This is a genomic window from Pelomonas sp. Root1237 (assembly GCF_001425055.1).
Taxonomy (GTDB): Bacteria; Pseudomonadota; Gammaproteobacteria; order Burkholderiales; family Burkholderiaceae_C; genus Pelomonas.
Genome location: NZ_LMDK01000012.1, coordinates 812,218 through 826,211 on the forward strand (window position 1 = coordinate 812,218; position 13,994 = coordinate 826,211).

Annotated in this window: 12 protein-coding genes; all 12 read left to right on the forward strand. The window is 66.8% G+C overall.

What is annotated here, in order from left to right; all coding sequences use genetic code 11:
• Positions 1-71: 71 nt before the first annotated feature.
• The 12 genes from ASC91_RS11505 (at position 72) to folC (ending at position 13,988) form a co-directional block, all read left to right on the forward strand.
• Complete coding sequence (locus tag ASC91_RS11505; RefSeq protein WP_056196636.1) at positions 72-965, forward strand: LysR family transcriptional regulator; 894 nt, start codon at positions 72-74, stop codon at positions 963-965.
• Entirely contained in the window at positions 962-2,374 is a 1,413-nt protein-coding gene (leuC, locus tag ASC91_RS11510) for a 3-isopropylmalate dehydratase large subunit (RefSeq protein ID WP_056196639.1), read from the forward strand. Before ASC91_RS11505 ends, leuC begins: the two co-directional genes overlap by 4 nt.
• 2 nt (positions 2,375-2,376) lie before the next feature.
• A complete protein-coding gene (gene leuD, locus ASC91_RS11515; protein ID WP_056196641.1) occupies positions 2,377-3,024 on the forward strand; it encodes a 3-isopropylmalate dehydratase small subunit in 648 nt (215 codons plus the stop codon).
• Position 3,025: 1 nt separating this feature from the next.
• Positions 3,026-4,120, forward strand: coding sequence for a 3-isopropylmalate dehydrogenase (leuB, locus tag ASC91_RS11520; protein WP_056196644.1), 1,095 nt, complete (start codon positions 3,026-3,028; stop codon positions 4,118-4,120).
• An 85-nt stretch (positions 4,121-4,205) separates the two neighbouring features.
• Complete coding sequence (gene asd, locus ASC91_RS11525) at positions 4,206-5,318, forward strand: aspartate-semialdehyde dehydrogenase (RefSeq protein WP_056197236.1); 1,113 nt, start codon at positions 4,206-4,208, stop codon at positions 5,316-5,318.
• 339 nt (positions 5,319-5,657) lie between these two features.
• Positions 5,658-8,174 (forward strand): FimV/HubP family polar landmark protein, encoded by a 2,517-nt coding sequence (locus tag ASC91_RS11530; RefSeq protein ID WP_082532612.1) that lies wholly within the window; start codon positions 5,658-5,660, stop codon positions 8,172-8,174.
• A 55-nt stretch (positions 8,175-8,229) separates the two neighbouring features.
• Positions 8,230-9,012 (forward strand): tRNA pseudouridine(38-40) synthase TruA, encoded by a 783-nt coding sequence (gene truA / locus ASC91_RS11535; protein WP_056196647.1) that lies wholly within the window; start codon positions 8,230-8,232, stop codon positions 9,010-9,012.
• Positions 9,009-9,659, forward strand: a complete 651-nt coding sequence (locus ASC91_RS11540; RefSeq protein WP_056196650.1) for a phosphoribosylanthranilate isomerase — start codon at positions 9,009-9,011, stop codon at positions 9,657-9,659. The genes truA and ASC91_RS11540 overlap by 4 nt, the downstream gene beginning before the upstream one ends.
• Positions 9,660-9,668: 9 nt before the next feature.
• Positions 9,669-10,931: a tryptophan synthase subunit beta gene (trpB, locus tag ASC91_RS11545; protein ID WP_056196653.1), complete on the forward strand. Its 1,263-nt coding sequence runs from the start codon at positions 9,669-9,671 to the stop codon at positions 10,929-10,931.
• A complete protein-coding gene (gene trpA / locus ASC91_RS11550; protein WP_056196656.1) occupies positions 10,928-11,731 on the forward strand; it encodes a tryptophan synthase subunit alpha in 804 nt (267 codons plus the stop codon). The genes trpB and trpA overlap by 4 nt, the downstream gene beginning before the upstream one ends.
• Position 11,732: 1 nt before the next feature.
• A complete protein-coding gene (accD, locus tag ASC91_RS11555) occupies positions 11,733-12,605 on the forward strand; it encodes an acetyl-CoA carboxylase, carboxyltransferase subunit beta (RefSeq protein WP_056196658.1) in 873 nt (290 codons plus the stop codon).
• A gap of 72 nt (positions 12,606-12,677) precedes the next feature.
• On the forward strand, positions 12,678-13,988 hold the full coding sequence (gene folC, locus ASC91_RS11560; RefSeq protein ID WP_056196661.1) for a bifunctional tetrahydrofolate synthase/dihydrofolate synthase: 1,311 nt from the start codon (positions 12,678-12,680) through the stop codon (positions 13,986-13,988).
• Positions 13,989-13,994 lie beyond the last annotated feature (6 nt).

Here is a 13,994-nt window from a genome sequence, read left to right on the forward strand (position 1 = left end):
CGAAACGCCAGTCGTTTTCTGGCGCAGAATCTCTATCTTCACGAAGGCTATGCTGGAGTTGGACGATCAACATGCGCCACGACCTCACCACTCTCAATCTCGTGCTCGCCATCGAGCAGACCCGCTCGATCACGCGCGGCGCCGCCCAGGAACACCTGGCGCTGGCAGCCGCCAGCAAGCGCCTGTCTGACCTGGAAAGCCGCCTTGGCGTGCAGCTCTTTGAGCGGCGCGCGAGGGGGGTCGAACCTACCGAGGCCGGCCGCGCCTTGGTGCGCCATATCCGTTCGCTGCACGCGTCGCTCTACGCCCTCGAGACCGAGGTCATGGAGTTCTCGCGGGGCATCAAGGGCCATCTGCGCATCGCCGCCAACAGCAGTGCCATCACCGAGGCGCTGCCGCCGCATCTGGTGGGTTTCTCGCAGGCGCACAGCCAGATCCGCATCAGCCTGGAAGACCTGACCAGCGCCGAGGCCCAGGCCGCGGTGGCGGAAGGGCGTGCCGACATCGGTGTGTTCTCGCCGCCTCTGCTGGACAACCGGCTGCAGACGTGGACGTTTGCGCATGGTCGCCTCGCGGCGCTCGTGCCCTTGAAGCACCCGCTGGCCCAGCGCGAGGAAGTCACCTTCGACGACCTGCTGGCTTATGACCTCATCGGCCTGCATGCCGGTGCCAGCGCCCAGGAGTTGATGCGTGAACAGGCTGCCGCGCGTGGCAAGACGCTGAACGCGCGCTGGCAGGTGCGTGGCTTTGATGCCATCGCCCAGCTCGTCGAGGCTGGCCTGGGCGTGGCCGTGCTGCCCGAGCAACCGGCCGAGCGCTTCACGCGCGTCTTCGGCGTGCGCTGCCTGCGGCTTGAAGAGCCGTGGGCCGAGCGCGAATATGTATTGGGTGTGCTGCGCCAGCAGCGTCTGCCCACCGTGGTGCAACGCTTCGTGGACACCCTGATTCCTCGAGAGAAGCAATGACTTCAAGAACCCTCTACGACAAGCTCTGGGATGAGCATGTCGTGCACTCCGAGCCGGATGGCACGGCACTGCTCTACATCGACCGCCACCTCGTCCATGAGGTGACCAGCCCGCAGGCCTTCGAAGGCCTGGACCTGGCCGGCCGCAAGGTCTGGCGTCTGAGCGCGAACCTCGCTGTCAGCGACCACAACGTGCCGACGACAGACCGCAGCCAGGGCATCGCGGACCCGATCTCGCGACTGCAGGTCGACACGCTGGACGCCAACTGCGACCGCGTCGGCATCACGCAGTTCAAGATGAACGACAAGCGCCAGGGCATCGTGCACGTCATCGGCCCCGAGCAGGGCGCGACGCTGCCGGGCATGACCGTCGTCTGCGGCGACAGCCACACCTCCACGCACGGCGCCTTCGGCGCGCTGGCGCATGGCATCGGCACCAGCGAGGTCGAGCATGTGCTGGCCACGCAGACGCTGTCGGCCAAGAAGGCCAAGAACCTGCTCGTCAAGGTCGAAGGCCAATGCCCCAAGGGCGTCGGCGCGAAGGACATCGTGCTGGCCATCATCGGCAGGATCGGCACGGCTGGCGGCAATGGCTACACCATCGAGTTTGCGGGCGCGGCTATCCGCTTACTCTCGATGGAAGGTCGCATGACCGTCTGCAACATGGCCATCGAGGCCGGTGCGCGCGCCGGGCTCATCGGCGTGGACGAAACGACCATTGCCTACGTGAAAGGCCGCCCCTTCTCCCCGCAGGGCGTGGAGTGGGACCAGGCCGTCGCCTACTGGCGCACGCTGCATTCGGATCCCGGCGCCCATTTCGACAAGGTCGTCGAGCTCGACGCCGCGCAGATCCGCCCGCAAGTCAGCTGGGGCACCTCGCCCGAGATGGTGCTGGCCATCGACGACCGCGTGCCCGACCCCGACAAGGAAAAGGACGCCGTCAAGCGCGGCGCCATCGAGCGCGCGCTGACCTACATGGCGCTGGAACCCAACAAGGCCATCAGCGACATCCATGTCGACAAGGTCTTCATCGGCTCCTGCACCAACAGCCGCATCGAGGACATGCGCGAGGCCGCCGCCGTGGTGCGCCGCGTGGGTGGGCGCCTCGCCAAGAACATCAAGCTGGCCCTGGTCGTGCCGGGCTCCGGCCTCGTCAAGGCGCAAGCCGAAGCCGAAGGCCTGGACCAGGTCTTCAAGGCCGCCGGCTTTGAATGGCGCGAGCCGGGTTGTTCGATGTGCCTGGCGATGAACGCCGACCGGTTGGAGCCGGGTGAGCGCTGCGCGTCCACGAGCAATCGCAACTTCGAAGGCCGCCAGGGTGCCGGTGGCCGTACCCACCTCGTCAGCCCTGCCATGGCTGCTGCGGCCGCGATGACCGGCCATTTCGTTGACGTCCGCACGCTGAGCTGACTATGGACAAGTTCACCATCCACAAGGGCCTCGTCGCGCCCATGGACCGCGACAACGTCGACACCGACGCCATCATCCCCAAGCAGTTCCTGAAGTCGATCAAGCGCAGCGGCTTCGGCCCCAACCTGTTCGACGAGTGGCGCTACCTGGATCACGGCGAGCCCGGGCAAGACCCAGCCAGCCGCAAGCCCAACCCCGACTTCGTGCTGAACCAGCCGCGCTACCAGGGCGCCAGCGTGCTGATCGCGCGCAGCAATTTCGGCTGTGGTTCCAGCCGCGAGCACGCGCCCTGGGCGTTGCAGCAGTACGGCTTCCGCGCCATCCTGGCGCCGAGCTTTGCGGACATCTTCTTCAACAACTGCTTCAAGAATGGCCTGCTGCCCATCGTCCTGCCGGAAAGCGCCATTGCGCGCCTGTTCGACGAGGTCTATGCCTTTCCCGGCTACCAGTTGGTCGTCGACCTGCCGCGCCAAGTGGTGGTGAAGCCCGACGGCGCCGAGCTGCCCTTCGACATCGAGCCCTTCCGCAAGGAGTGCCTGATCGGCGGCCTGGATGAGATCGGCCTGACGCTGCAGCACACCGACAAGATCCGTGCGTTTGAATCCGCCCGCATCGCCAGCAAGCCCTGGCTGAACAACCGAGTGATTTGAGATGAAGAAGATTGCAGTACTGCCGGGCGACGGTATCGGCCCAGAAATCATGGCCGAGGCCGTCAAGGTGCTGAAGGCGCTGGACCTGCCTTTGCAGCTCGACTGGGCCGACGTTGGCGGCAAGGCCTATGAGACCAGCGGCCATCCGCTGCCCCCGGCCACGCTGAAGCTGGCCCAGGAAGCCGACGCCGTACTGTTCGGCGCCGTGGGCGACTGGAAATACGACAAGCTGGAGCGCTCGCTGCGCCCCGAGCAGGCCATCCTCGGCCTGCGCAAGGCTCTCGGCCTGTTTGCAAACTTTCGACCGGCCATCTGCTACGAGCAGCTCACGCACGCCTCGTCGCTGAAGCCTGAGCTGGTGGCGGGCCTCGACATCCTGCTGATTCGCGAACTGACCGGCGACATCTACTTCGGCCAGCCGCGCGGCCGCCGCACGGCCGTGGACGGCCACTTCCCCGGCGCCGACGAAGCCTTCGACACGATGCGCTATTCGCGCCCCGAGATCGAGCGCATCGCCCACGTTGCCTTCCAGGCCGCCCGCAAGCGCGGCAAGCGCCTGACCAGCGTCGACAAGGCCAATGTGCTGGAGACCTCGCAGTTCTGGAAGGACATCGTCATCGAAGTCCACGCCCAGTACCCCGACGTCGAGCTGGACCATATGTACGTGGACAACGCAGCCATGCAGCTCGTCAAGGCGCCGAAGAAGTTCGACGTCGTCGTGACCGGCAACATGTTCGGCGACATCCTGTCCGATGAAGCCGCGATGCTGACCGGGTCCATCGGCATGCTGCCGTCGGCCTCGTTGGACGCCAACAACAAGGGCCTCTACGAACCCAGCCACGGCAGCGCGCCGGACATCGCAGGCAAGGGCATCGCCAATCCTCTGGCTACAATCCTGTCCGCTGCCATGATGCTCAAGTTCTCCCTCAACCAAGCCGACGCTGCCGCTCGTATCGAGCAGGCCGTGCAATCGGTGCTGGCCCAGGGCTTGCGCACTGCCGACATCTGGTCCGAAGGCACCTCGAAGGTCACGACCATCGAGATGGGCGACGCAGTCGTCAAAGCCATTACGACCACGAAAACCATCAAGAGCTAAAGCTCCGTCTCGTCTCGCCCCACCAAACCCGGCGAACGAGCCGGGGCCCAAAGTGGATGGGGTTTGGTGAAGCAAAGGAATGATGATGACGACCTTGGTAGGCCTCGTAGGCTGGCGCGGCATGGTGGGCTCGGTGCTCATGGAGCGCATGACCACTGAACGCGATTTCGACCTGATCGAGCCGCTGTTCTTCTCGACGTCCAACGCCGGCGGCGCTGCCCCGGCCCAGGCCAAGAACGAGAAGTCGCTGCAGAACGCCTTCGACATCGAACAGCTCAAGCGCTGCGACATCATCATCACCGCCCAGGGCGGCGACTACACGACCGAGGTCTACCCCAAGCTGCGTGCCGCAGGTTGGGCCGGCCACTGGATCGACGCCGCCTCGACCCTGCGCATGGCCGATGACGCCGTCATCATCCTGGACCCCGTCAACCGCCCGGTCATCGACCAGGCGCTGAGCAACGGCGGCAAGAACTGGATCGGCGGCAACTGCACCGTCAGCTGCATGCTGATGGGCGTGGGCGCGCTGTACAAGGCTGGCCTCGTTGAGTGGATGTCCACCCAGACCTACCAGGCCGCTTCCGGCGGCGGTGCCCAGCACATGCGCGAACTGCTGACCCAGTACGGCACGCTGAACGCTTCGGTCAAGCCGCTGCTGGACGACCCCAAGAGCGCCATCCTCGACATCGACCGCCTACTGGCCGAGAAGCAGCGCACGCTGTCGCCCGACGAGGTGGCCAACTTTGGCGTGCCGCTGGGCGGCTCCTTGATCCCCTGGATCGACAAGGACCTCGGCAACGGCATGTCCAAGGAAGAGTGGAAGGGCATGGCCGAGACCAACAAGATCCTCGGCTCGGGCGCCATTCCCGTCGACGGCTTCTGCGTCCGCGTCGGCGCAATGCGCTGCCACAGCCAGGCCCTGACCTTCAAGCTGAAGAAGGACGTGCCCCTGGCCGACATCGAGGCCATGATCGCCGCCGATAACGCCTGGGTGAAGGTCGTGCCGAACACGCGCGAAGCCACCATCCGCGACCTGACGCCCGTGGCCGTCACTGGCACGATGACCATCCCCGTCGGCCGCCTGCGCAAGCTGGCCATGGGCCCCGAGTACCTGGGTGCCTTCACCATCGGTGACCAGCTGCTGTGGGGCGCCGCCGAGCCGCTGCGCCGCATGCTGCGCATCCTGCTCGAGCGTTGATAGACCGAACATGCCTTGCGCCCCGCGTGGCGCAAGGCATGATTTGCTTACGGTCTTTTACGGTTTGACCTAGGGTTCACCCGGGCGTCGATATTGGAACGAAGCGACACATCAGGTACCCCTTGAGCATTTCAGCGTATATGCTTGATGCCGTTGTGTTTTTTATTCCAGACTCGACACAGGCTATAACGTGCAGCCCAGCGTGCAAACCAGCGTGCAGACCAGGCTCGTGCCGCGCGTTCTGAAGATCGAGACAGGCGGGGCTTTGTGCCCCGCCTTGTTGCTTTGGGGAATGCCTTGAAAGATTACATCCGCGACGCATTCGAGGGAGTTCGACCCATGGGATTTGCTCGCCATCATCTGGCGCTTGCTGCTGCGCTGCTCGTAGCCGGCGGTGGTGCGCAAGCGCTTGGCCTGGGCAAGCTGAATGTGCAGTCGGCCCTGGGCGAGACCATGCGCGCCGAGATCGACGTCACCAGCCTGACACCCGAGGAGGCGTCGACGCTGAAGGTGCGCGTCGCGCCCCCCGAGTCCTACCGCGCCACTGGCGTGGAATACAACCCGGTGCTGACGTCGACCCAGGTTCAGATCGTGCGCAGCAACGGCCGCACCCTGCTGCGCGTCAGCAGTGATCGCTCGGTCCAGGAGCCGTTTGTCGACGTCATCCTCGAATTGAGCTGGTCCAGTGGCCGCCTGGTGCGCGAATACACGCTGCTGTTCGACCCGCCAAGCCTGCCCAAGCCCGCGCCGATCATTACGGCACCGCCGGCCGTGGCCGCCGCGCCTGCGCCGGCCACCGCTGCGTCGAGCGAGGCTGTTCCCGCACCGGCGCCGGCTGTGACTTCAGCCTTGCCGCGCAACGGTTCCGCATCGGCGCCAGCGCCGGTGGCCGCGGCCCGCCCGCCTGCTGCCGCACCCGCTCCCGTTCGACCACCGGCCACGGCGGCCTCCGAGTACGCCGTGCGCCCTGGCGACTCGCTGTCCAAGATTGCCACGCGCACCCAGGTCAGCGGCATCTCGCTGGACCAGATGCTGGTCGGCCTGTTCCGAAACAATCCCGACGCCTTCATCGACGGCAACATGAACCTGCTGAAGTCGGGTGCCGTGTTGCAGGTCCCGTCCAGCGACTCGCTGGCCGCGGTGCCGGCGCCCGAAGCGCGTCGTGTCATCCTGGCCCAGAGCGCCGATTTCTCGGCCTACCGCCAGCGCCTGGCCTCCGCCGCGCCGACGCTGCAAAACAGCGGGAGCGAGCGCCAGTCCAAAGGACAGGTGCAGGCCGCCGTCGAGGACCGCAAGCCCGCCGCTGCGCCGACGCCCGACAAGCTCACCCTCAGCAAGGCTGGCAGCACCGCCGCCAGCGCCGCCGAGGCCAAGCTGTCCAAGGACACCGAGAAGAAGGACGCCGCCGCCCGCGTGGCCGAGCTGACCCGCAATGTCGAGGAGCTGAAGAAGCTCTCCAGTGCGGCCAAGCCAGCGGCGCCGGCGCCCACCACAGCGTCTGCGCCCGCGCCCGCAACGCCGGTGCTGCCCGCGCCGATCGTGGCGACTGCCGAGCCCGCATCCGCTGCTGCGTCGGCACCGGTTGCGGCTGCGGCAAGTGCGGCCGCGTCCCGTCCTGCGCCGCGCGCCAGTGCACCGCTGGCACCGCCGCCCGCTGCCGAGCCACCGGGCTTCATCGAGCAATTGCTCGACAGCCCCATCGTGCTGCCCCTGGCCGGTGTCCTCGTCGCCGTGCTGGGCGGCCTGGGCCTGTACCGCCTGCGCTCGCGCCGCCCGGCCCATGCAGCCGAGACCGGCTTCCACGAAAGCCGCCTGCAGCCCGATTCCTTCTTCGGCGGCACCGGTGGCCAGCGCGTCGACACGCGCGACGCGCAGAACAGCGGCCAGTCGTCGATGAGCTATTCGCTCAGCCAGCTCGACGCGATTGGTGACGTCGATCCGGTCGCGGAAGCCGACGTCTACCTGGCCTATGGCCGCGACCTGCAGGCCGAGGAAATCCTCAAGGAAGCGCTGCGCGCCAACCCCACGCGCCTGGCCATCCGCCTGAAGCTGCTGGAGGTCTACGCCAAGCGCCGTGACACCAAGGGCTTCGAGCAACTGGCCGTGCAGCTTTACGCCGAGACCAAGGGTTCGGGCGAGGACTGGGGCAAGGCCCAGGAGCTGGGGCGCGGCATCGACCCGGACAACCCGCTCTATCAGCCTGGCGGCGCGCCCGCTCATGTCGAGGATGGCCCCGAGCTGCGCCCCGAGCCGATGAATGCCAGCACGCTGCCCCAGACTGCGTTGCCGAGCGGCGCGTCGGCCGCTGCTGCGGCGGCTGCGGCTCATATGGCGACCGATGCGATGCGCGGCGGTCCCGACACCGGGCCGGTCAGCGGCTTCGACCTGGCGCTTGATCTGGATCTGGATGCGCCCGAGCCGGTTTCGCCGAATGCGATGGCGGCCACCCAGGCCATGCCCGCGTCGATTGAGCAGGTGCCGATGACGATGGACTTCGACATCTCCAGTCGCGGCACCCGCACGGCACCCCCCGCGCCGGACCTGAACTTCGATCTCAGCAGCATGGGTGGGCTGCCGCCGTCGCCTGCGGTCCCTGCATCGGCGTCCACCGACCTGGATTTCGACTTCGGCGAGCCCACGCTGCCTGGCGAGACGAATCCCGAGGTGCTGGGGGCGGCTCTCGAAGGGCTGGGTGATGACGAAGGCGACCCGCTGCTGCGTCAGCTCGAGCTGGCCGACGAATTCCGTCAGATCGGTGACACCGAAGGCGCCCGCGAAGTGCTCCAGGAGCTGATCCAGCGTGCCAGCGGCCCGTTGCGTGACAAGGCGCAGGCCATGCTGAACGAGCTGCGCTAAGGCTCAGCCGCGATACTTCAACGCCCGGCTTGCCGGGCGTTTTTACTTGGAGCCCATGAGAGTCGCACTAGGAGTCAGCTACCGCGGTGGCGGCTACAACGGCTGGCAGAGCCAGCCGGACGGCCGCACCGTGCAGGATGCGCTTGAAAAAGGCCTGTCCGCGTTCGCTGCACAGCCCATCCGTACGGTCTGCGCCGGCCGCACCGATGCGGGCGTGCATGGCATAAACCAGGTCATCCATTTCGACACCGAGGTCGAGCGCGAGCTGTTTTCCTGGGTGCGCGGCAGCAACCGCTACTTGCCGCCCGACATCGCCATCCAGTGGTGCCGCTTTCCGGGCGACACCTTTCATGCCCGCAATTCCGCGCGTGGCAGGCGGTACGCCTATCTGCTGCTGGAATCGGCCGTGCGGCCGGCCATCGAATCCGGGCAGTGTGGCTGGGTGTTCCGCCCGCTCGACCAAGCTGCCCTCGAAGCCGCCGCGGAACGGCTGATCGGCGAGCATGACTTCTCGTCCTTTCGCTCCTCGGAATGCCAGGCCGCTTCGCCGGTGAAGACGCTGCGCGAGATCCGCGTGCAACGGCGCGGCGCCTACTGGCGCTTCGAATTCGAGGCCAGTGCCTTCCTGCATCACATGGTGCGCAACCTGATGGGCTGCATCCTCGCCGTCGGCAGCGGTACGCGCTCGGCGGATTGGGTGTCGGACGTGCTCGCCGCGCGGGACCGCAAAGTGGCGGCTCCGACCTTTGCCCCTGATGGGCTCTACTTTCTCGGCCCGACCTACGATGTCGAACTCGACATCCCGCGCGAGGTCGCGGCTCTGAATTGGCTTCCATGACTCGAATCAAGATCTGTGGCCTGACTCGTGAAGCCGACGTGGAGGCGGCCGTCGAAGCCGGCGCCGACGCTATCGGCTTCGTCTTCTACGCCAAGAGCCCGCGCGCCGTGACGCCCGAGCGGGCTAGGGCGCTGGCCAAGCTGTTACCGCCCTTCGTCACGCCGGTCGGCCTGTTCGTCAACGCGACGGGCGCCGAGTTGCAGGCCGGGCTGGACGCGCTGCCCAATATGCTCGTCCAGTTCCATGGCGACGAGACCCCCGCCGACTGCGACCGGATCAAACGGCCCTACCTGCGCGCTGCCCGCATGGCGCCCGGGGTCGATTTGCTAAACTTCGCCACTCAATTTCCCAACGCCCAGGCCCTGCTGCTCGACGCCCACGTCGACGGTTATGGCGGTGGCGGCAAGGTCTTCGATTGGTCACTCATTCCTCCAAGCGTCAGCTCTCGCCTCGTTTTGTCTGGTGGGTTGAATGCAGCAAACGTCGCCGATGGCATCGCGACGGTACGGCCCTGGGCCGTTGATGTGAGTTCCGGCGTCGAGCCCGCGGGGTTTCCCAAGGGCATCAAGAGCGCCGACCTGATCCATGAGTTCTGTCGCGCTGTTCGTCTCGCTGACAGCCGCGCCGACGCAGAACTGACCCGATAGAGGAAGACCATGTTCCAGTACGACCAGCCCGACGCGACCGGGCATTTCCGCCATGCGGGCACCGCGACCTTCGGCGGCAGCTTCGTCTCCGAGACCCTCGTCCACGCGCTGGACCAGCTCAAGGACGCCTACGCCCACTACCGCAATGACGCCGAGTTCATCGCCGAGTACAAGAAGGAGCTCAAGCACTTCGTCGGCCGCCCGAGCCCGATCTATCACGCCGACCGCCTGAGCCGCGAACTCGGCGGCGCGCAGGTCTACCTGAAGCGCGAGGACCTCAACCACACCGGCGCACACAAGATCAACAACGTCATCGGCCAGGCCCTGCTGGCCAAGCGCATGGGCAAGCCGCGCGTCATCGCCGAGACCGGCGCCGGCCAGCACGGCGTGGCCACGGCGACCATCTGCGCGCGCTACGGCCTGGAGTGCGTCGTCTACATGGGCAGCGAGGATGTGAAGCGCCAGTCTCCCAATGTCTACCGCATGAAGCTGCTCGGTGCGACCGTCGTGCCGGTGGAGAGCGGCAGCAAGACGCTGAAGGACGCCCTCAACGAGGCGATGCGCGACTGGGTCACCAACGTCGAGAACACCTTCTACATCATCGGCACCGTGGCCGGCCCTCATCCCTATCCGATGATGGTGCGCGACTTCCAGCGCGTCATCGGGCTGGAGTGCCTGGAGCAGATGCCCGAGCTGGCCGGCCGCCAGCCGGACGCCGTCATCGCCTGCGTGGGCGGTGGCTCGAACGCCATCGGCATCTTCCACCCCTACATCCCGCACGAGGCAGTCCGGCTCATCGGCGTCGAAGCAGAAGGGCAGGGCATCGCCAGTGGCAAGCATGCCGCGACGCTGACCGCTGGCAGCCCCGGCGTGCTGCACGGCAACCGTACCTACCTGCTGCAGGACGAGGATGGCCAGATCATCGAGACGCATTCCATCTCGGCCGGCCTGGACTACCCCGGTGTCGGCCCCGAGCACGCTCACTTGAAGGACATCGGCCGTGCCGAATACGTCGGCGTCACCGACGCCGAGGCACTGTCGGCCTTCCACCGGCTGTGCCGCACCGAAGGCATCATCCCGGCGCTGGAATCCAGCCACGCCGTCGCGCATGCGATCAAGCTCGCCCCGACGCTTGGGCAGGACAAGGTGCTGCTGGTCAACCTCAGCGGCCGGGGCGACAAGGACATCGGCACCGTGGCCGACCTGTCTGGTGCTGCCTATTTCGACCGACCTTCGCAAGCGGGCGAGATGGTCAAGGGAGGTGCGCAATGAGCCGCATCGCCACCACTTTCGACCAGCTCAAGGCCGCCGGCCGCAAGGCGCTGATCCCCTTCGTCACCGCGGGTGATCCGTACCCGAGTGCAACAGTCGATCTGCTGCTGGCCATGGCCGAGGCCGGCGCCGACGTCATCGAGCTGGGCGTGCCGTTTTCCGACCCGATGGCCGATGGCCCCGTCATCCAGCGCGCCGGTGAACGCGCCTTGAAGAACGGTATCGGCCTGCGCAAGGTGCTTGGCTTCGTGCGCGAGTTTCGTGCTCGTAACAACAAGACACCGCTGGTGCTGATGGGCTATGCCAACCCAGTCGAACGCTACGGCCTGGACGCCTTCGTGGCCGACGCCAAGGACGCCGGCGTGGACGGCGTGCTGATCGTCGACTACCCGCCCGAGGAATGCGAGGAGTTCGCTGCCAAGCTGCGCGCTGCCGACATGGATGCGATCTTCCTGCTCGCCCCAACGTCCACCGAGGCGCGCATGGCCCAGGTCGGCAAGCTGGCCAGCGGCTACGTGTATTACGTGTCGCTCAAGGGTGTGACCGGCGCCGGCCACCTGAACACAGCGGCCGTGGCCGAGGCTGTGCCGCGCATCCGCCAGCACGTCAGCGTGCCGGTGGGCGTTGGTTTTGGCATCCGCGACGGCGCGACGGCACGGGCCGTTGCCGACGTTTCCGACGCGGTCGTCATCGGCTCCAAGCTGGTCGAGCTGCTGGAGCGCCAGCCAGCCGATAATGTCGCCCTGACCGGCGCGGCGTTCATCCAAGACATCCGTGCCGCACTCGACAAGAGGAACTGACATGAGTTGGATCGACAAACTGCTCCCGCCCAAGATCCAGCAGGGCGACCTCGCCGACCGGCGCACGGTGCCTGAGGGCCTGTGGATCAAGTGCCCGAGCTGCGAGACGGTGCTCTACAAGACCGACCTCGAGCAGAACATCAACGTCTGCCCCAAGTGCTCGCACCACCATCGCATCGGCGCCCGTGCGCGCCTGGACGCCTTCCTCGACGGTGAAGGCCGCTACGAGATCGGCCAGGAAGTGCTGCCGGTCGACGCGCTGAAGTTCAAGGACAGCAAGAAGTACCCCGACCGCCTGAAGGAAGCGCTGGAGAACACCGGCGAGACTGACGCGCTGATCGTCATGGGCGGCGCCATCATGAGCGTGCCGGTCGTGACCGCCTGCTTCGAGTTCGACTTCATGGGCGGCTCCATGGGCTCGGTGGTCGGCGAGCGCTTCGTGCGTGGCGTCGAGACCGCCATCGAGCAGAAGACGCCCTTCATCTGCTTCACCGCCACCGGCGGCGCACGCATGCAGGAGGGTCTGCTGAGCCTGATGCAGATGGCCAAGACCAACGCCTCGCTGACGCGACTGGCCAAGGCCAAGTTGCCCTATATCAGCGTGCTGACCGACCCGACCATGGGCGGCGTGTCGGCCAGCTTCGCCTTCGTCGGCGACATCGTGCTGGCCGAGCCCAAGGCGCTGATCGGCTTTGCCGGCCCGCGCGTCATCGAGAACACCGTGCGTGAGAAGCTGCCTGCCGGCTTCCAGCGCGCCGAGTTCCTGATGGAGAAGGGTGCCATCGACATGATCGTGGACCGCCGCCAGCTGCGCGAGACGATTGCGCGCCAACTGGCCATGCTGCAACGCCAGAGCGCGGACGCCGTCGCCTGAACGCCGCCCGCAGGGTCCCAAGCCAGGCCCCGTGCCTGGCTTTTGTTTTTTGTTTCGCCATGACGCTTGACCATGACGCTCGATGAATGGCTCGCTCACTGCGAGCGCCTGCACCCCAAGTCCATCGACATGACGCTGGACCGCGTCGCGACCGTGCGCGAGCGGCTGGGCATTGCCTTCGACTGCCCGACCATCGTCGTGGCCGGCACCAACGGCAAGGGCTCGACCTGCGCGATGCTGGAGTCCATCGCGCTGCACGCCGGCTACCGCGTCGGCCTCTACATCAAGCCCCATCTCGTGCACTTCCAGGAGCGCTGCCGTGTGGGTGGCGCACCGGTGGCGGCCGAGTCGCTGGAGCCGCACTTCGAGGCCGTCGAGGCCGCCCGAGGCAACATCACGCTGACCTATTTTGAGTTCACGACGCTGGCCATCATGCGGCGTCTGCAGCATGAGCCGCTGGACCTGGTACTCCTCGAAGTCGGCCTGGGCGGGCGGCTGGATGCGGTCAACGTCATCGACGCCGACTGCGCCGTCATCACGAGCATCGACCTGGACCACACCGAATTCCTCGGCAACGACCGTGACAGCGTGGGCCGCGAGAAGGCCGGCATCATGCGCACAGGCCGCCCCGTCGTCGTCAGTGATCCGGTGCCGCCGGCCTCGCTGGCGGAGCGGGCCCTGGAGATCGGCGCGGATCTGCGTCAGCTGGGCCGCGACTTCACCTTCAACGGTGACCGCACGCAATGGCAATGGGCCGGGCGCAACAAGCGTTTCTCGGGTATGGCCTACCCGGCGCTGCGCGGCGTCAACCAGCTGCTGAACGCTTCCGGCGTGCTGGCCGCCTTCGAGGCGCTGGCCGACCGGCTGCCCGTCAGCGCCCAAGCTGTGCGCACCGGCTTGGCCTTGGTCGAGCTGCCCGGTCGCTTCCAGGTGTTGGCCGGCCAGCCGGCCGTCGTGCTCGACGTCGCCCACAATCCGCACGCCGTCGCGGCGCTGGCCCAGAACCTCGACCAGATGGGCTTTTTCCCGCGCACCCATGCCGTTTTTGGGGCGATGGCGGACAAGGACCTGGCGGGCATCCTGGCCAGGATCGCGCCGCTGGTGGACGTCTGGCATTTCACCGACCTGGCCATTCCCCGCGCCGCCAAGGCCGAGCAGCTCGAAGCGGCCTTTCTCGCTGCCGGGCTGAAGACGCCGCCCGATGTCGCGACGCACACCCATGCCAACCCGCTGGACGCCCTGCATGCAGCGGCGGCCGGGGCGACCACGGCCGATAGAATCCTCGTCTTCGGTTCCTTCTACACCGTGGGCGGGGTGCTTCAACAGGGCCTGCCGCGCGTGACGGCTGGTGCTACCGCACCCCAGCCCCCCACCTTCCACTGACGCCAG